14 protein-coding genes and 1 pseudogene are annotated in these 18,327 nt (G+C 59.9%); 8 read left to right on the top strand and 7 right to left on the bottom strand.

Annotated features, from left to right (window positions below):
* Positions 1–111 precede the first annotated feature (111 nt).
* The gene (locus WH299_RS02045) at positions 112–426 is read right to left on the bottom strand and encodes a 3-phosphoglycerate kinase (RefSeq protein WP_339549495.1); all 315 of its coding nucleotides are present in this window, start codon (positions 424–426) and stop codon (positions 112–114) included.
* Positions 427–475: 49 nt separating this feature from the next.
* On the opposite strand from WH299_RS02045, the gene WH299_RS02040 reads away from it, so the two are divergent.
* The 5 genes from WH299_RS02040 (at position 476) to aqpZ (ending at position 5,665) form a co-directional block, all read left to right on the top strand.
* Positions 476–1,399, top strand: coding sequence for a LysR family transcriptional regulator (locus WH299_RS02040; RefSeq protein WP_028617427.1), 924 nt, complete (start codon positions 476–478; stop codon positions 1,397–1,399).
* A gap of 14 nt (positions 1,400–1,413) precedes the next feature.
* A complete protein-coding gene (locus tag WH299_RS02035; RefSeq protein ID WP_095017173.1) occupies positions 1,414–2,217 on the top strand; it encodes an alpha/beta fold hydrolase in 804 nt (267 codons plus the stop codon).
* A gap of 3 nt (positions 2,218–2,220) precedes the next feature.
* Entirely contained in the window at positions 2,221–2,784 is a 564-nt protein-coding gene (locus WH299_RS02030; RefSeq protein WP_339549493.1) for a peptidylprolyl isomerase, read from the top strand.
* An 82-nt stretch (positions 2,785–2,866) separates the two neighbouring features.
* Positions 2,867–4,699, top strand: coding sequence for an ABC transporter ATP-binding protein (locus tag WH299_RS02025; RefSeq protein WP_122726653.1), 1,833 nt, complete (start codon positions 2,867–2,869; stop codon positions 4,697–4,699).
* 264 nt (positions 4,700–4,963) lie between these two features.
* Positions 4,964–5,665 carry an aquaporin Z gene (aqpZ, locus tag WH299_RS02020; protein ID WP_339496412.1) on the top strand — a complete coding sequence of 234 codons (702 nt, stop codon included), beginning with the start codon at positions 4,964–4,966 and terminating at the stop codon, positions 5,663–5,665.
* A 12-nt stretch (positions 5,666–5,677) separates the two neighbouring features.
* On the opposite strand, the gene WH299_RS02015 is transcribed toward aqpZ, so the two are convergent.
* Complete coding sequence (locus tag WH299_RS02015) at positions 5,678–6,802, bottom strand: GNAT family N-acetyltransferase (protein ID WP_339549492.1); 1,125 nt, start codon at positions 6,800–6,802, stop codon at positions 5,678–5,680.
* A 283-nt stretch (positions 6,803–7,085) separates the two neighbouring features.
* Between WH299_RS02015 and WH299_RS02010 the strand changes: the two genes are divergently transcribed.
* Entirely contained in the window at positions 7,086–8,408 is a 1,323-nt protein-coding gene (locus WH299_RS02010) for a putative porin (RefSeq protein ID WP_028617432.1), read from the top strand.
* A 106-nt stretch (positions 8,409–8,514) separates the two neighbouring features.
* Here WH299_RS02010 and WH299_RS02005 read toward each other — a convergent pair whose 3' ends face one another.
* From WH299_RS02005 to hrpA, 4 genes are all read right to left on the bottom strand, one after another.
* A complete protein-coding gene (locus WH299_RS02005) occupies positions 8,515–8,760 on the bottom strand; it encodes an anti-sigma factor family protein (RefSeq protein WP_122726649.1) in 246 nt (81 codons plus the stop codon).
* Positions 8,754–9,368 (bottom strand): RNA polymerase sigma factor, encoded by a 615-nt coding sequence (locus tag WH299_RS02000; protein WP_123474499.1) that lies wholly within the window; start codon positions 9,366–9,368, stop codon positions 8,754–8,756. Before WH299_RS02000 ends, WH299_RS02005 begins: the two co-directional genes overlap by 7 nt.
* Positions 9,369–9,513: 145 nt before the next feature.
* Complete coding sequence (locus WH299_RS01995; RefSeq protein ID WP_028617435.1) at positions 9,514–10,635, bottom strand: beta-ketoacyl-ACP synthase III; 1,122 nt, start codon at positions 10,633–10,635, stop codon at positions 9,514–9,516.
* Positions 10,636–10,943: 308 nt separating this feature from the next.
* Complete coding sequence (hrpA, locus tag WH299_RS01990) at positions 10,944–14,855, bottom strand: ATP-dependent RNA helicase HrpA (RefSeq protein ID WP_339549519.1); 3,912 nt, start codon at positions 14,853–14,855, stop codon at positions 10,944–10,946.
* 585 nt (positions 14,856–15,440) lie between these two features.
* Between hrpA and WH299_RS01985 the strand changes: the two genes are divergently transcribed.
* Positions 15,441–16,028: a hypothetical protein gene (locus tag WH299_RS01985; protein ID WP_122726645.1), complete on the top strand. Its 588-nt coding sequence runs from the start codon at positions 15,441–15,443 to the stop codon at positions 16,026–16,028.
* A 25-nt stretch (positions 16,029–16,053) separates the two neighbouring features.
* Here the strand turns inward: WH299_RS01985 and WH299_RS01980 are convergent.
* Positions 16,054–16,203: pseudogene (locus tag WH299_RS01980) on the bottom strand (isocitrate dehydrogenase kinase/phosphatase-domain containing protein); the annotation flags it as partial.
* 238 nt (positions 16,204–16,441) lie between these two features.
* Between WH299_RS01980 and WH299_RS01975 the strand changes: the two are divergent.
* On the top strand, positions 16,442–18,319 hold the full coding sequence (locus WH299_RS01975; RefSeq protein WP_339549491.1) for a restriction endonuclease: 1,878 nt from the start codon (positions 16,442–16,444) through the stop codon (positions 18,317–18,319).
* The last annotated feature ends 8 nt before the right edge of the window (positions 18,320–18,327 follow it).

The following is an 18,327-nucleotide window of genomic DNA, read 5'->3' as shown; positions in this document are numbered from 1 at the left end:
GTAAGGCGATGGAGTGGAGATTAAACAGAGCCAATTCGATTAAAAAGCGCAAAAAACTGCTATAACCCATCTATAAATTTGTTTATAAGCGGAGCGTGCTCCGCTGCTGGGTTACTTCGGTGTGCAAGCCAGGGCGATCCGCATCTTGATAATGGCGCGGTTGAACTTGACCGTGGTGTTGGTGCTTTTGCCTGCCGGCACCGTGACCGTTCTGCGGCGCGGCGATTCCGGGCCGTTGGTGAAGATTACCGAGCAAACGGCATCGTTGGTGCCGTAGTTATTGAGTTGAATCGAGCTGATATCGCCGTCCACGTCAGAGGCGGTGTAATCGATGCTGACGCCGTCGATCTTTTTCGTCACGTCGATGGGGTAGGCAAACGCACTTAACGGCAGCAGCGCCAGCAACACACAACAGAATTTTCTCATTCGGCAGTCTCCAATAAGGACTGTCAGCTTAGGACAAGAGGAACCCATCTTGAAAGCGCCCCGCGTTACCCTCGATCAATGGCGCACGCTGCAAGCCGTGGTCGACCATGGCGGCTTCGCCCAGGCGGCCGAAGCGCTGCACCGTTCGCAGTCCTCGGTGAGCTACACCGTGGCCCGCATGCAAGACCAGCTTGGCGTGCCGTTGCTGCGCATCGACGGGCGCAAAGCGGTGCTCACCGACGCCGGTGAAGTGTTGTTACGCCGCTCCCGGCAACTGGTGAAAAACGCCAGTCAGTTGGAAGACCTCGCCCACCATATGGAACAAGGCTGGGAAGCCGAGGTGCGACTGGTGGTGGACGCGGCCTATCCAAACGCTCGCCTGGTACGCGCGCTCACCGCATTCATGCCGCAGAGCCGCGGTTGCCGTGTGCGTCTGCGTGAAGAAGTGCTGTCGGGTGTTGAAGAGTTGCTGATGGAAGGCGTGGCCGACCTGGCGATTTGCGGTTTCAGCATTCCAGGTTACCTGGGCACAGAAATGAGCGATGTGGAATTCGTCGCCGTGGCGCACCCCGAGCATACCTTGCACCGCATGAATCGCGAGTTGAGCTTCCAGGATCTGGAAAGCCAGATGCAAGTGGTGATCCGCGATTCCGGCCGCCAGCAACCACGGGATGTGGGCTGGCTCGGCGCCGAACAGCGCTGGACTGTCGGCAGCCTGGCTACCGCCGCCGCGTTTGTGGGCAGTGGCCTGGGCTTTGCGTGGCTGCCCCGACACATGATCGAACGCGAACTCGCCGAAGGCGTGCTCAAGCAACTACCCTTGGAACAGGGCGGCAGCCGTCACCCCACGTTCTTTCTGTATTCCAATAAAGACAAACCCTTGGGCCCGGCAACGCAGATCCTCGTGGAACTGCTGCGCACCTTTGACACCGCCCCGTTGGATGCGCCTTTCGCCGCCCCACAGCAAGCCTGAAACGGAGTTCACGCATGGCCTGGTTCGACCACGAAGGATGCAGCCTGCACTACGAGGAATACGGCCACGGTACGCCGCTGATCCTGATCCACGGCCTGGGCTCCAGCAGCCAGGATTGGGAGCTGCAGATTCCGGTGCTGGCCAGGCATTACCGACTGATCGTGGTGGATGTGCGCGGCCACGGGCGCTCGGACAAACCGCGCGAACGCTACAGCATCCAGGGCTTCACCTTTGATCTGCTGGCGCTGATCGAACACTTGGATCTGCCACCCGCCCATGTGGTGGGTTTGTCTATGGGCGGCATGATCGCCTTCCAACTGGCAGTGGACGAACCCGCCCAGGTCAAGAGCCTCTGCATCGTCAACAGCGCGCCGGAGGTGAAGGTGCGCAGTGCCGATGATTACTGGCAATGGGCCAAACGTTGGAGCCTGGCGCGCGTGCTCAGCCTGGCCACTATCGGCAAGGCGCTGGGCGACCGACTTTTTCCCAAACCAGAGCAGGCCGACCTGCGCCGCAAGATGGCCGAACGCTGGGCAAAAAACGACAAACGTGCTTATCTCGCCAGCTTCGATGCCATTGTGGGCTGGGGCGTGCAGGAACGACTTTCCAGAATCACCTGTCCAACCCTGGTCATCAGCGCCGACCACGACTACACCCCCGTGGCGCAGAAAGAAAACTATGTAAAACTGCTGCCCGATGCGCGACTGGTGGTGATCGAGGATTCCCGCCATGCCACGCCCTTGGATCAACCCGAAGTCTTTAACGCAACCCTGCTCGATTTTCTAAAGACAGTCGAAACCACTACCCAGGATCACTGACCCATGTTGAAAAAAATCGCCTTCTTTGCCGGTTCCGTTCTGTTCGCCGCCAACCTGATGGCCGCTGAGCCCGCCAAGGCGCCCCACGTATTGATCACCACCACCAACGGCGACATCGAGATCGAACTGGACCCGGTCAAGGCGCCGATCAGCACCAAGAACTTCTTGGCCTATGTCGACAAGGGCTTCTACACCAATACGATTTTCCACCGCGTGATCCCAGGCTTCATGGTCCAGGGCGGCGGATTTACCGCACAGATGTCGCAGAAGCCGACCGAAGCACCGATCAAGAACGAAGCCAGCAACGGCCTGCATAACGTGCGTGGCACCCTGTCGATGGCGCGCACCACTAACCCGGACTCGGCCACCAGCCAATTCTTCATCAACGTCGCTGACAATGCCTTCCTCGACCCGGGCCGCGATGCCGGTTACGCCGTATTCGCCAAAGTGGTCAAGGGCATGGACGTGGTTGATGTGATCGTCAACTCGCAGACCACCACCAAGCAGGGCATGCAGAACGTGCCAATCGATCCTGTTGTGATCAAGTCGGCCAAGCGCATGGACTGAGGTCAGCAGGTAGCTCCGCGCGCAGCCCACAAGGCCGCGCGCGCACTTGAAAGGAGAGCCCGCCCCGCGGGCGTCAACCCTAATGCTCTATCGTCGTTTTGAACAACTGATCGATATTTTCCGCGACGCCCCCAGCGAAGCCCCGCCCGACAACGTCCTGCCCTTCTACCTCTACTACCTGCGCCAAGTGTGGCCGCATTTCGCCGCCTTGCTGGTGGTGGGCCTGATCGGGGCGCTGATCGAAGTGGCGCTGTTCAGCTACCTGAGCCGCATCATCGACCTGGCCCAAGGCACGCCGCCGGCCAACTTCTTCCAGTTGCATAGCACCGAGCTGATCTGGATGGCCGTGGTCGCCCTGCTGCTGCGCCCGATCTTCGGCGCCCTGCATGACTTGCTGGTGCACCAGACCATCAGCCCCGGCATGACCAGCCTGATCCGCTGGCAGAACCACAGTTACGTGCTCAAGCAGAGCCTGAATTTCTTCCAGAACGACTTCGCCGGGCGTATTGCCCAGCGCATCATGCAAACCGGCAACTCCTTGCGCGACTCTGCCGTGGCTGCAGTGGATGCGATCTGGCACGTGGCGATCTACGCCATCAGTTCCCTGGTGTTGTTTGCCGAAGCTGATTGGCGCCTGATGATCCCGCTGGTGACCTGGATCATTTGCTACAGCCTGGCGCTGCGCTTCTTCGTGCCACGGGTGAAGGAGCGCTCGGTGATTTCCTCCGAAGCGCGCTCCAAGTTGATGGGCCGCATCGTCGACGGTTACACCAACATCACCACCTTGAAGCTGTTCGCCCATACCCGCTATGAGCAGGAATACGCCAAGGAAGCGATCATCGAACAAACCGAAAAAACCCAGTTGGCTAGCCGCGTCGTCACCAGCATGGACATCGTGATCACCACCATGAACGGCCTGCTGATCGTCACCACCACCGGCCTGGCCCTGTGGTTGTGGACGCAGTCGCTGATCTCGGTGGGCGCGATTGCCCTGGCCACGGGTTTGGTGATCCGTATCGTCAACATGTCCGGCTGGATCATGTGGGTGGTCAACGGCATTTTCGAGAACATTGGCCAGGTGCAGGACGGCTTGAAGACCATCGCCCAGCCACTCGCCGTGATCGACCGCGACAACGCCCCGCGCCTGAGCGTACCCCATGGCGAAGTGCGTTTCGAACAGGTGGATTTCCACTACGGCAAGACGAGCGGAATCATTGGCGGCCTGAACCTTGAGATCAAGGCCGGTGAAAAGATCGGCCTGATCGGGCCGTCGGGTGCCGGCAAGTCGACGTTGGTCAACCTGCTGCTACGCCTGTACGACCTGCAAGGCGGACGCATCCTGATCGATGGTCAGAACATCGCCGACGTCGCCCAGGAATCCTTGCGCGAACAGATCGGCATGATCACCCAGGACACTTCGCTGCTGCACCGCTCGATCCGCGACAACTTGCTATACGGCAAGCCGGATGCCACCGATGAAGAACTCTGGTCCGCCGTGCACAAGGCGCGTGCCGATGAGTTCATCCCGTTGCTGTCGGATTCCGAAGGCCGTACCGGGCTGGATGCGCATGTCGGTGAGCGCGGGGTGAAGCTCTCCGGCGGGCAGCGTCAACGCATCGCTATCGCCCGCGTGCTGCTCAAGGACGCGCCGATCCTGATCATGGACGAAGCCACCTCCGCGCTGGATTCGGAAGTGGAAGCGGCCATCCAGGAGAGCCTGGAAACCCTGATGCAGGGCAAGACGGTGATTGCGATCGCGCACCGGTTGTCGACCATTGCACGGATGGACCGCCTGGTGGTGCTGGAGAAAGGCCAGATTGCCGAGAGCGGCAGCCACGCCGAGTTGCTGGCCCATGGCGGGCTGTATGCGCGGTTGTGGCAGCACCAGACCGGAGGTTTTGTCGGCATCGACTAACCCACCTCTGTAGGAGCCGGCTTGCCGGCGATTGCGGCCTCAAGCACTGCAGTGATCTATCTGGCCTCATCGGCGGCAAGCCGGCGCCTACAGGTTAAAACGACGCCAGCCCTCTATTTCAAAGGGCTGGCGTTTTTTTTGGCCTGGAATTGTGCAGCAACCCTGCTGTAATCAGTGCAGTGCCCAGAAGGGCGCTGAAGTAAATCTGCAGGGAGCATCACTGATTTACGGATCCGGTAGAGCGATCTATCAAGGACGGGCGGCATGTCTTTGTTCAAGCGTTCAATCACAGAGGGGCTAGGTACATTTTGGTTGGTGTTGGGCGGTTGCGGGAGTGCGGTGCTTGCCGCAGCGTTCCCTGCAGTCGGGATTGGATTGTTGGGCGTGTCCCTGGCATTCGGGCTCACGGTGCTGACCATGGCGTTCGCCATCGGGCATATCAGCGGCTGTCACCTCAACCCGGCAGTGTCGGTTGGGCTGGTTGTGGGCGGACGGTTTCCGGCCAGGGAACTACCGGCGTACATCGTGGCGCAGGTGGTCGGCGGTACGATCGCCGCTGCGTTGCTGTATTTCATTGCCAGCGGCAAACCGGGGTTCGAACTGGCGTCGGGCCTGGCGTCCAACGGTTATGGCGCGCATTCACCCGGCGGCTATTCGATGGCGGCGGGGTTTGTGAGTGAGCTGGTAATGACCGCCATGTTCGTGGTGATCATCCTCGGCGCCACCGACCGCCGTGCCCCAGTGGGCCTTGCGCCTATCGCCATCGGCCTGGCGCTGACACTCATCCACCTGATCTCCATCCCCGTCACCAACACGTCAGTCAACCCGGCCCGCAGTACCGGTCCGGCCCTGATCGTCGGCGGGTGGGCGATCCAGCAGTTGTGGATGTTCTGGCTCGCGCCGATCCTTGGCGCGGGGATCGGTGGGGCTACCTATCGATGGCTGGGCAAGGAAGAGCCGGGCTGACGCAACAGGGGTTCAGCCCTGCCGATAAGGCAGGGCTGCCCTCGCCTCCTCAGCATACGCCACGATCCCCACCCGCTCGCGCTCGAGGAAATCTTCCACGGCGTTCTTCAATCCCGGATGGCGCAAGTAGTGCCAGGACCGCGTGATCACCGGTTCAAACCCGCGAATCAACTTGTGCTCGCCCTGTGCCCCCGCATCAAAGCGTTGCAGGCCGTGGGCGATGGCGTAGTCCATGCCCTGGTAGAAACAGGTTTCGAAATGCAGGCGGTCGAACTCCGCCAGGCAGCCCCAGTAGCGGCCGTAGAAGCTGTTGCCGCCGATCAGGCTGAAGGCCATGGCCACCGGGCGGGTGCCTTGTTTGGCCAGGACCACGCGGATCGCTTCGGGCATGCGCTCGGCCAGCAGGCTGAAGAACGTGCGGGTCAGGTAGGGAGATTGGCGGCGCACCGCGTAGGTGTTGGCGTAGCAGGCGTAGACGAAATCCCACTGGGCCTCGCTCAGTTCATGGCCTTGCAGCCACTCGAAGTCGATGCCCTGCCCCGCTACTTGTTCGCGTTCTTTGCGCATCTGTTTGCGCTTGCGTGAACTCAAGGCATCAAGGAAATCCTGGAAATCGCGATAACCCCGATTCTGCCAGTGAAACTGACAGCCCAGGCGCTGCAACCAGCCCGGTTGTTGGGCCAGTGCCGTATCGGCCAGTTCGTCAGTGAAGTTGATGTGGGCACTGGAGAGCCCTTCGATTTCCAGGTAACCCGGCAGGCTTTTCAGCAGTTCGAAACCCTCCTCTGCACTCGCCGCCAACAGGCGTGGCCCGCTGACCGGGCTGAACGGCACGGCAGTCAGCAGCTTAGGGTAGTACTCAATGCCAGCCCGCTCGCAAGCATCCGCCCAACCGTGATCAAACACGTACTCGCCGTAGGAATGCCACTTGCGATAACTGGGCAGTGCCGCCACCAGCCGATCACCTTCCCAATGCAGCAAATGCTCCGGCTGCCAGCCCGATTGCGGGCCCAGGCTGGCGCTGTCTTCCAATGCGCTCAGGAAGGCGTGCCGTACGAACGGCTGGGCCTGTGGCACCAGCGCATCCCAGGCTTGCGGGGCGATCTCGGACAGGCTGTCCAGGCGTTGCAACGGCATCGGCATCCTCACTGGTTTGGGGCGTGAAAGCTTGGCGAGTATCGCTGATTGCCGGCCTTGGCACACCCCCGTTTCGCACGACAAGGCTCTAAACCAATAGTTCCGAACGTGAAAAATTTGTCATCTAGATGACATCACTTCGCCACTGCTCCGTCATAAACGATCGTGATACTGACGCCTGTTTTTAGAGCGCCTGGTTCTACCCGGCGGCTATTTTTCCGTCCGTCATCGGTCGGTTGTGTCCTGGATGGTTTGCCATCCCTCCTCACTTTCGGAGATTGATATGCGTCTTGCTTCCACTAAAACTGCGGCGGTCCTGTGCGGCGGCCTGTTACTGGCCCTGAGCGTTCCGGCCAGCGCCGCAGTCGACGCTAAATTGCTCGACATGCTCAAGGCCAACGGCCAGATCACCGCGGCGCAGTACACTGAACTGCAAAGCGAATTGGCCAAAGACCAGAAAGAACAGCAGATCGCACGGCAAGCTCAACAAGAGACCAACGAACAGATCGCGGCCACCGCGAAGAAAACCAACGAGCTGAGCAGCTTTGACCAGAAGCTGGCCTGGGCGGCCAAGACTCAGTTCAAGGGTGACGTACGTTTCCGTCAGGAAACCGTGAAAATCCAGGGCGAATCCAACAACGGCGGCCGCGACAAAGACCGTCAGCGCATCCGTGCCCGCCTGGGCGCCTACACCGAGATCAACTCGCAAGTCGACACCGGTATCCGCATTGCCACCGGTAGCAGCGACGATGCGCGCTCGACCAACCAGGACCAGGACAACTATTTCGACAAGAAGTCGATCTGGCTGGACCTTGGCTACATCGACTACCACCCGGACCAGATCAAGAACCTGCACGTGATCGGCGGCAAGATGCTGCAACCGTGGGTGAACATGGGCGACGTCATCTGGGATAGCGACATCAACCCTGAAGGCCTGGCCCTGACCTACAAATACCCTCTGGGCAGCAGCGCCGAACTGTTCGGCAGCCTCGGCAACTACAACCTCAAGGACAACGTCGACGGCGACGGCGTGCAGTTCCGTCACGACCTGCGCCTGACCTCTGGCCAGTTGGGCACACGCTTCTCGGTCACCGACAACCTGAAAATGACCCTGGGCGGCAGCGTCTACGCCTACCAGAATGACAAGGACAGCCGTTGCACAACCACCACCACGCCTTGCGCACTGGCGGTCAACGGTAACTCGGCCGACAACCAGTTCCGCCTGTATGAAGGCTTTGCCCAAGCCGACATCGGCGGCCTGGCTGTACCGCTGGCGTTCTACGGCCAGTACGTGAAAAACAACGACGCCGTGACCGACCAGGACACCGCCTGGCTGATCGGCGCCAAGTCGAAAGTGTTCGGTTTCAACCTGGACTACAACTACCGCGACATTCAGCGTAATGCCGTGGTGGGTGCCTTCACCGACTCGGACTTCGCCAACGGCACCACCGGTTCGCGCGGTCACAAGATGAAGGTCAGCTACGACATCGACAAGAACTTCGCCCTCGGTGCCACGTACTTCCTGACCAAGGCCGACTACGCCAGCCGCACCCAGCGTGACGCCAACACCAACACCCTGCAGTTGGACGCAGAAGCCAAGTTCTAATAGTCAGTGTTGAAAGCCTCGGGCCAGGACGGCCCGGGGTGGCTGTAACAGTCTTGCGTGGGTGGAGCGGTCCCATCATCCGTCCGATCCATCCACGTGAGCCTGCTTATTCCCCGCCTTTGTGATCCTTGAGTCGTTCTTCAGCCAAGCGCTGCGCCAAGGCCTCCACCCCCTCTCCCGGCTCATCCGGCATTATCTTCAGCGTCGCCTGCATCAGGCGCATCTGGCGGATAAACCGGCGACAGTTCGGGCAGAACATCAGGTGATGACGCACCAGCAGACGCTCGCGAAAGGTCAGTTGCCCATCGAGATAGTCACTGGAACGTGCCACTTGTTCTTTACAGGTCAACATTCGCCCGTTTCCTCAAAATGCTCCACCGTGGCGAAGACTTTAAGCCGTGCTCGATGCAATAGCACACGGACATTGGAGAGCGACAGCGTCAGAAGATTACAGATCTCTTCCAACTCCAGCCCCTGGCGTTCACGTAGCACCAGCACGCTGCTTTGCAATTCAGACAAACTCAGCAACGTATGCTCCAGGCACTTGCGCAGCTCATCCTCGGTCAGCAAGGCTTCCGGGGTGTCCTGATGCCAGGCGTAGGGGGCGACAGCCCAGTGGCCATCATCCGGAGAGAAACGGTCATCGCCAATGGTGCCATGGGGCGAAGGCAGATCGTCGAGCAACACTTCGCGACGATTCTGCTTATAGCGCCCCTTGGCGGCGTTGGCGGTGATGGTCAGCAGCCAGGTCTTGAGGCTGGAACGCCCTTCGAACTTAGGCAGGTTGCGCACCACCGACAGCCAGGCGTCTTGCACGACTTCGTCGGTGTGACGCTGGCCGACGATGGCATAGGCCACCGCCCGCATGGCGCTTTGGTAGGTGGTGACCAATTCCTTGTAGGCCTGCTGCTCACCCTTGAGCAGGCGTTCAAGCAGGTGCGCGTCGTCCGCTGCTGCCATCGTTTACCTCGATTTCACTCTGGAAACCCGATCCCTGTGGGAGCTGGCTTGCCTGCGATGCAGGCGCATTGGTGGATCAGTCACACCGCAGTGATGCTATCGCAGGCAAGCCAGCTCCCACATTTGACCGAGTCTGACCGATCAATCAGCGCTTGCGCAGGATCACGCTGCCGATCGAATAGCCCGCGCCAAACGAGCTGAGTACCGCGACAGAGCCCTTGGGCAAATCATCCTGATACGTGTGGAACGCAATCACCGAGCCCGCCGAACTGGTGTTGGCGTAAGTATCGAGGATCACCGGCGCTTCTTCCACCGAGGCTTCACGGCCCAGCAGTTTCTTCACGATCAGGTGGTTCATGCTCAGGTTGGCCTGGTGCAGCCAGAAGCGCTTCACATCGGCTACGTTCAACTGGTTTTCTTGCAAATGCACGCCGATCAGCTCGGCTACCATCGGGCACACGTCGCGGAATACCTTGCGGCCTTCCTGTACGAACAGCTTGTCGGGCGCGCCGATGCCTTCTTCCGCCGTGCGGTTGAGGAAGCCGAAGTTGTTGCGGATGTTGTTGGAGAACTTGGTCAGCAGCTTGGTGCTCACCACGTCGAACTGGTGCTCGGAAGTCGCCAGGTCGGCGCGCTCCAGCACCACGGCAGTGGCCGCATCACCAAAGATGAAGTGGCTGTCACGGTCGCGGAAATTCAGGTGGCCGGTGCAGACTTCCGGGTTAACCATCAAAATCGCCCGCGCCTGGCCCAACTGGATGCTGTTGGCCGCGTTCTGGATGCCGAAGGTAGCCGAGGAACACGCCACGTTCATGTCAAAACCAAAACCTTCGATACCCAGGGCTTCCTGCACTTCAATGGCGATGGCCGGGTAGGCACGCTGCAGGTTGGAGCAAGCGACGATCACACCGTCGATATCGGCGGCGGTTTTGCCGGCGCGTTGCAAGGCTTGTTCGGCAGCGCCGACGGCCATCTGGCAGAGCACTGACCATTCGTCGTTGCTGCGCTCGGGCAAGCGTGGGGCCATGCGCTGCGGGTCGAGAATGCCGTCCTTGTCCATCACGAAGCGGCTCTTGATGCCCGAGGCTTTTTCGATGAAGGCTGCGCTGGATTCGGTCAGCGGCTGCACATCACCGCGCTCGATGGCGGCAGCGTTGTCGCTGTTGAACTGATGCACGTAGGCATTGAAAGACTGCACCAGCTCTTCGTTGGAGATGCTGTTGGCCGGGGTGTACAGGCCAGTGCCGCTGATGACGACGTTATGCACGGTCGTTCCTCTAAATCTGTCAGGCAGAAGATATTGGTACCGTCGTACCAAACTGTAAGTAGTCCGATTCCGCACCGCGGACACCAAACTGGCATCGCTTTATTCCTTCGCGTCGCAGCCCTTCACGACGATCCCGGCATTTATAGGCGCGAAGTTTGCCACAACCCTCGGAATTTGGCGCTATCTGTGGGAGGGGGCTTGCCCCCGATAGCGGTGGGACAGTCAACACATCCTTTACTGACAGACCGCAATCGGGGGCAAGCCCCCTCCCACACTGGACCTGTATTGCCCTGGAAACCGTGTAAATATCAGGCCTCTACCAGGCTCCATTGCTTGCTCAAGCGCTTGTCGGAAATCGGCACTTTAGTGCCCAGTTGCTGGGCAAACAACGACACCCGGTATTCCTCCAACCACCAGCGGTAAAGTTCTAGCTGGGGGTCGCGCTTGCCTTCCTGGGCATGTTTTTTCAGGCGATTCTCGTACTGCGTCCACAAGCCTGCCAGCTCGCCGCTCCACACCCGATCCTTTTGCACCTGGCTCGGCAGTTTTTCCAGGCGTAACTCGATGGCCTTGAGGTAACGCGGCAGCTCCTTGAACCACTGCGCCGGGGTTTCCCGTACGAAACCGGGATACACCAAATTGCTCAGCTGCTGCTTGATGTCGTTCAGGGCCACGGCCTGGGCGAGGTCGATCTTGCCTTTGAAGCGTTTTTGCAGGCCGTGCCACAGTTTCAACACATCCAGGGTCAACCGCGCCAAGCGCTCGGCGTGCTCGGTCCAACTGCCGCGCTTGCGCTCGGCCAAAGCGGCCAGACCAGCACCATCACGCGGCAGGCTGGTTTCGCCTTCGAGCACGCAGGTGTCGAGGCTGGCCAGCAGGATGTCTTCCACCAGCGCATCGATGCGGCCCAGCTCGCGATACATCAGCCCCAGCTCGGTCAGGCCCGGCAATTTGCCGCGCAGGAATTTTGCTGGTTCCGCCAGTTGTTGCATCAGCAAACGCTGCAAGGCGCGGCGATGCTGGAACTCCGCCTCGGCGGCCGTGGAGAAACGCCCTTCCTTGACCGTGCCGCTTTCTTCCACCAACGCCGGATACACCGTCATCGACAACCCAGCGATCTTCTGTTGGGTCTTTTCCGACACCGCCGCAAACACCTTGGCTTCCACCGGTTGTTGGCTTTTCGCGGTTTGCGGCACGGCCAGCGCGGCCTGGCTGGCCTCGGCAAAACGTGCGGTCAGTTCGGCCAGGTCGCGGCCTTCGCCGAGGAACTTGCCCTGGCCATCGACCACTTCCAAGTTCATCTTCAGATGGCTTTCAACCTGCTGCGCGGCTTCGGCCCAGGCTTCATCGCTGACACGCGCCCCCGTCATGCGCAATAACTCACGGCCCAACGCCTGGGGCAAAGAGCCCTGGCCGAATTCGATGCGTTGCAGCGCGGCTTTGACGAAGTCCGGCACCGGCACGAAGTTCTTGCGCAGCGCCTTGGGCAGGTTGCGCACCAGGGCGATGCATTTGGCTTCGATCACCCCCGGCACCAGCCATTCCAGACGCTCTGGCGGCAACGCCGGCAGCAGCGGCGCCGGTACGCGCAGGGTCACGCCGTCACGCGGGTGGTTGGGTTCGAAGTGGTAACTCAACGCCAGTTCCAAGTCACCCAGGTGCAGGGTGTCCGGGTAATGCGCGGCGGTGACTTCACTGGCTTCGCGGGCCAGCACGTCTTCTTCGCGCATGATCAGCAGTTGCGGGTCTTTCTGGCTGTTGATCTTGTACCAGCTGTCGAAGGTCGCGGTCTGGTGGATCTCCGCCGGCAACCGCGCATCGTAGAAGGCGAACAGGGTTTCTTCGTCCGCCAGGATGTCGCGACGACGCGCCTTGGCCTCCAGTTCGTCGAGTTGTTCCAGCAGTTGCTGGTTGGCGGTAAGGCACTTGGCCCGCGACTGGATCTCGCCACGCACCAGGCCTTCGCGGATAAACAGCTCGCGCGACACCACCGGGTCGATCGGCCCGTAATGCACCGGCCGGCGTCCGACCACAATCAGCCCGAACAGGGTGATCTGTTCAAAGGCCACGACCTGGCCGCGCTTCTTCTCCCAATGGGGTTCGAAGTGGTTTTTCTTGATCAGGTGCCCAGCCAGCGGCTCGATCCAGTCGGCGTCGATCTTGGCGACCATGCGCGCATACAGCTTGGTGGTTTCCACCAGTTCGGCGGTCATCAGCCATTGCGGGCGCTTCTTGCCGATGCCCGACGACGGGTGGATCCAGAAGCGGCGCTGACGGGCACCGAGGTAATCGCCGTCTTCGGTTTTCTGGCCGATCTGGCTGAGCAGGCCGGACAGCACCGCCTTGTGCAGTTTTGGGAAGTCCGCCGGCTCTTTGTTGACCGTCAACTGCATGTCGCGGCAGATCAGGCTCAGTTGGCGATGGGAATCACGCCACTCGCGCAGGCGCAGGTAGTTGAGGAAGTTCTTGCGACACCAATTGCGCAACGGGCTGGCCGTCAGTTCCTGGCGCTGCTCTTCGAAACCGCGCCACAGATTGACCAGGCCGGCGAAATCCGAATCCGGGTCTTTCCACTGCGCGTGGGCTTGGTCAGCAGCCTGCTGACGTTCCGGCGGACGCTCGCGCGGGTCCTGGATCGACATGGCACTGGCGACGATCAGCACTTCCTGCAAGCTGCCAAGCTTGGCGGCTTCCAGCAGCATGCGGCCCATGCGCGGGTCCACCGGCAGGCGCGCCAACTGGCGGCCCAACGGCGTGAGCTGACTGTTGCGGTCCACCGCCGACAGCTCTTGCAGCAAGTTGAAACCGTCGCTGATGGCCTTGCCGTCCGGCGGTTCGATAAACGGGAAATCGGTGATCTCGCCGAGGCGCAGGTGCAGCATCTGCAAGATCACGGCGGCGAGGTTGGTGCGCAGGATCTCGGGGTCGGTAAATTCCGGACGGCCGATAAAATCCTCTTCGCTGTACAAGCGAATGCAGATGCCCGGCTCGACCCGGCCGCAACGGCCCTTACGCTGGTTGGCGCTGGCCTGGGAGATCGCCTCGATCGGCAGGCGCTGCACTTTGGCGCGGTAGCTGTAGCGGCTGATGCGCGCGGTGCCGCTGTCGATCACATAACGAATGCCCGGCACGGTCAGCGAGGTTTCCGCGACGTTGGTCGCCAACACCACGCGCCGCCCCGGGTGGGACTGGAAAATGCGCTGCTGTTCAGCCGGCGACAGGCGCGCGTACAGCGGCAGGATTTCGGTGTGCTTGAGCTGGGCCTTGCGCAGCATGTCGGCGGCGTCGCGAATCTCTCGCTCTCCGGGCAGGAACACCAATACGTCACCAGGACTGCGTCGCTCGCTGCGTTCATAAGCAGCGATTTCATCGAGGGTGGCGAGGATCGCCTGGTCAACAGTCAAGTCGTCCTCGACGCGGTTGCCTTCTTCATCCTGTTCCAGGGTCAGCGGGCGATACCAGGTGTCCACCGGGAAGGTACGACCCGAGACTTCGACAATCGGCGCATCGTCGAAATGCTTGGAAAAACGCTCCAGGTCGATGGTCGCCGAGGTGATGATGACCTTCAGGTCCGGACGGCGCGGCAGCAGGGTTTTCAGGTAGCCCAGCAGGAAGTCGATGTTCAGGCTGCGTTCGTGGGCTTCGTCGACGATGATCGTGTCGTAGCGTTCCAGGTAGCGATCGTTCTGGGTTTCCGCCAGCAGGATGCCGTCGGTCATCAGTTTGATCAGGGTGTTGGAATCGCTCTGGTCTTCAAAACGCACCTGATAGCCAACCAACGCGCCCAACGGCGTGGCCAACTCTTCGGCGACCCGGCTGGCGACGCTGCGGGCCGCGATCCGGCGTGGCTGGGTATGACCGATCAGGCCGAACTGGCCACGACCGATTTCCAGGCAGATCTTCGGCAACTGGGTGGTCTTACCCGAACCGGTCTCACCGGCAATGATCAGCACTTGGTGCTTGTTCAGCGCGGCTTTGATCTCATCGCGCTTGGCCGCAATCGGCAGGCTGTCGTCGTAGCGAATCACCGGCAGACTGGCGCGTCGCGCCGTGACTTGGGCGCAGGAAGCCTGCATGCGCGCAACCCATTGCGCCAACTTTTCCTCGTCGGGCTTCTTGCGCAGCTCAAGCAGTTGCCGCCGCAAACGGTGGCGGTCGGCGAGCATGGCGTGATCGAGGGTTTTGAGCAGTTGGTCGATGGTGGGTGCTTGGTCGGTCATCAGGGTGGCAAAGGTCTTCTGGGTGAGGCAGGGCACGCCTGCATAACTGTGGACGTAGAAAAGAGGAGCGATTGTCGCAGATTTCGACATTCCTGGAGACGCTCAGTCAGTGACTGGCCGCGTAACGCCGCCTAATCAACATATTTCTTACACGAGAAAGTCGCTCATCCGACCATTTCACAGTGCAAATCCGATGGTTTGAGTGCCGTACGCAGGATCAAATCAACCCGCCAGAAACCTCTGGCAGATCACTGTATCGCTTATGAAACCGGAGCTTTTATGCCTATCGATTCGACAAATAGCCAACCTTATCTACCCAGCTACTCTGCATCCATGCAGGCCCAACCGCGCTCGGCAGCGTCGCAACCACCGCCCAAATATGAGTTCCCGCCCGCCTACACAGAAAAGCCGTCGTCCAAAGCAGCCCCGCAGACCGCCTCGACACCGCCCACTGATTTGACGGCCAATCGAATCTCGAATTTCCACACGGCCACTCAGGCAGTACGAGGCATGAATTTCATGAGCGGCCTGTAACTCAGCGGCAAAAACCTGATTGATATCGCCTCTAACGCCCGAGGAATTCTTATGCCCATTGACGCCAGCCGCTACTACAACGCATCCACCCAAAACCTGCATAGTTACGCCAACAAATACCAGGACATTGCACCTGTATCCGATTCGGCGAACGGTTCCTGGACCTCAAACCCCTCTGGACCTTCCTATGCCTCCAAGAGCTACCCGAAGCTACCCAATACGAAGGCGAGAGACTTGGGCGCTGAGCTGCATCTGGCGGGAGCGGCTACAAACCCCCGAAACTCCACGGCAACGGTGACAACCGTAAAAAAGCCAGAGGATCTGAACATCGCGAAGACACCGAATACGGTTACCAAGTTTGTGGTGACGGGAGACGGACAGATGGCGATTGCCAACATCAGTAAAAACGTAGCGCCAAAAATGATATCCCACCCCGCCACCGCCGAACTGGGCGTCGGTGCCGGGCAGTCGAATAACATCGTCAGTGCCGGCTACTTAAAGCAAACCATGACAGGGAGAACTCACTTATCCAATACCTCGGGCCACTACCGACCCACAAAGGAGAATATGAGGCCCGCACAGGATTACTTGGAAAATATCGGCGTGAAGTCGACCAAAAGCCAATTCGGTATTTTCTAAAGATTGATCAATCCGTAAATCAAGTTCATGAGCAGTGATCGCGCTCCTTGCTCCGGTACGAAAACACATCAATCACCTTACCGGCGCGAATTGCCTCCTGCAGCCCTTTCCAGTAATCGGCGTTGTACAACTCGCCATGCAGCTCATCGAACAACTTGCCCTGACCAGCATCGGCTGGACTTCAAGGTATTGATTCATTCCACAGGCAAACCGCACGTCAAACTGGGCGCCATCAATCCGCTAAAAGAAAGCAATAAACAGCGGGCGTTAGTTGCCGAACTGAATACCGATTTATTCAATATCTACACTGATTTGAGAAACAATCTGACCCTTCACCGCATGACCGCTTCACACCAATCACAAGGACGAGTTCTTAATGCCTGCGGATGAGGCCTTTTGAAAGGATTATCCTGATGCTACTCGGTAAATCGCTGCATGAACCACAGCCCCAAAGAGCGAACGCTGTACAGCCGACCGCAATCCAGGTCGGCACCCAAGCCGTTGGCGATGCCGACAAACCGTTGAGCCCTCACCGAGTGCGTGACCTGACATTTGTCGGCACCGGCAGCAGCGTGGCTTATCTGGTCAACGAATTGAACCACCGGTTTTCGACGAATAGTCACGCATCCCCTCTGCACGGAAAAGTCAGCATCATCGGCCAGGAAGATCCTTGGCTGCCCAGTGTGCGAGGCCAGGGCTACATCAATCATCAACGTGAAATCATCGACCAATGGGGCCCTACGGTACCCTGCTATAACTCTGGCTACGCGGACCGGGGCGAGTTTGCAGCGCGGAACCGACAACAGTTGGACCGGGCACAGGCATTGGGGGCGGAATATCTACCGGCGCAGGTCACAGGCATCAACCAACTGAAAGACGGTCGCTATCAGGTTCGCCTGGAAAACGGCCAGGCTATAGAAAGCCGGCAGGTAGTGTTGGGCATGGGGGCCGGGCCGCACACCAGCGTATGGAACAACGACAGCGCACAGACTTTGGCGGAGAAACGCCTAGGCAATATCCGCCTGCACCAGCAAGAGGTCTTGCGGGGCAACGTCATGGACCTGGATGAGTTTATGCGGGCCACCGACAGCCGCCCTGAACAGTTCGCGGGCAAGAAGGTGGTGGTGCACGGCCCCAACGCAGGTATCGATGCGGTCGAACGCGCGGGAGAACTGGGCGCACAAGTCAATTGGCTGATCCGCAGTACCAAGCCGGTGCTGCTGGACGGCCACCAGCTGAAGTTTGCACCCCAGGTGGCCAACCACCACTTGGTGTCGGTGGACGCGCTCGACATCCATCCGAACCCCACCCCTGGTGGCGCGCCGTTGCAACTGAGGTACAGTGTGCCCACCGGCGAGAGCCAGGCGCCTCGTCAAACCCTCGACGCCGACTACTACGTCTATGCCCTCGGACAGGACATTCACAAGCCGGGAAGCGCCGGTGCCGTCTTGGGCGACTTGTTTGGCAAGCTCGAACCCGTTTACGACTACGATCAGGTCTATAGCGACCAGCCCTTCAAGACCGTTCTCGGCCTGCAAACCCGCGGCAGCAACAGCGATAGCGGCCTGCTCATTGTCGGCGCCGCCGTCACGCAGTTGGCAGCCACTGTCCAGCACAGCTACCTGGACCATGCAGCCGACCGAATTTTCCAACAACTGGAAAAGCTTCCAGGCGCCGCTGGCGAAGCACTCTCACGTCTTATCGTGGAGGACGCAAACACCCAAGACATCCAGGCACACATACAGACATGGGCGGCCGACACCCCAAGCACACCGCGTATGCAGACATTACTCAACTCGATCGCGGACTACTTGGCAGCCCGCGAGTACTTCCAGCAACAAGCTCAGAAAAAAGGCCCCCGTGGGGTGGCGCAAGAAGTGGAAAACCAGACCCTGAACCAGGTGCCTTCAGTGATCGTCTCTCCACAGTTGGGTACGGTGAAAGCTTCCGTCGCTGCACTCTCAGGATTGATGCCGGCCTACGTGGCACAAGGCGAAAACAACTTCACCGCCGATGATCGCACGATGCTGCGCGCAGGCATCGCCCACCGATACCCGAACATCGGCAATGCCACGGCCAGCCGTTTCATTGATGAGGTCTTGCACCTGCGGCATCTGGATGACCAGGCGTTCAGGGCCAAGGCAACGGCCGAAGGGGGCAACGCAGCGCCGGTGCAGACACCTGTCGTCGGCGTACCTGACGCCGTCAGGAAAAACTATAGCGCCTACTTGCAAGCCAAGAACGACGGTGCCGACGACACACCGCTCATTCGCCAGTGGTTGCCAGGCTAACTCGTCAC

The organism is Pseudomonas sp. MYb541 (genome assembly GCF_037479595.1).
In the GTDB taxonomy this organism is placed as follows: domain Bacteria; phylum Pseudomonadota; class Gammaproteobacteria; order Pseudomonadales; family Pseudomonadaceae; genus Aquipseudomonas; species Aquipseudomonas canadensis.
The sequence above is the reverse complement of the archived record's forward strand: the minus strand, read 5'-3'. Positions and strand labels throughout refer to the sequence as shown.

Coding starts and splice junctions, on each gene's coding strand:
- WH299_RS02045 (WP_339549495.1), bottom strand. CDS start 426: ATGAGAAAATTCTGTTGTGTGTTGCTGGCGCTGCTGCCGTTAAGTGCG.
- WH299_RS02035 (WP_095017173.1), top strand. CDS start 1,414: ATGGCCTGGTTCGACCACGAAGGATGCAGCCTGCACTACGAGGAATAC.
- WH299_RS02030 (WP_339549493.1), top strand. CDS start 2,221: ATGTTGAAAAAAATCGCCTTCTTTGCCGGTTCCGTTCTGTTCGCCGCC.
- WH299_RS02025 (WP_122726653.1), top strand. CDS start 2,867: ATGCTCTATCGTCGTTTTGAACAACTGATCGATATTTTCCGCGACGCC.
- aqpZ (WP_339496412.1), top strand. CDS start 4,964: ATGTCTTTGTTCAAGCGTTCAATCACAGAGGGGCTAGGTACATTTTGG.
- WH299_RS02015 (WP_339549492.1), bottom strand. CDS start 6,802: ATGCCGTTGCAACGCCTGGACAGCCTGTCCGAGATCGCCCCGCAAGCC.
- WH299_RS02010 (WP_028617432.1), top strand. CDS start 7,086: ATGCGTCTTGCTTCCACTAAAACTGCGGCGGTCCTGTGCGGCGGCCTG.
- WH299_RS02005 (WP_122726649.1), bottom strand. CDS start 8,760: ATGTTGACCTGTAAAGAACAAGTGGCACGTTCCAGTGACTATCTCGAT.
- WH299_RS02000 (WP_123474499.1), bottom strand. CDS start 9,368: ATGGCAGCAGCGGACGACGCGCACCTGCTTGAACGCCTGCTCAAGGGT.
- hrpA (WP_339549519.1), bottom strand. CDS start 14,855: ATGACCGACCAAGCACCCACCATCGACCAACTGCTCAAAACCCTCGAT.
- WH299_RS01985 (WP_122726645.1), top strand. CDS start 15,441: ATGCCCATTGACGCCAGCCGCTACTACAACGCATCCACCCAAAACCTG.
- WH299_RS01975 (WP_339549491.1), top strand. CDS start 16,442: ATGCTACTCGGTAAATCGCTGCATGAACCACAGCCCCAAAGAGCGAAC.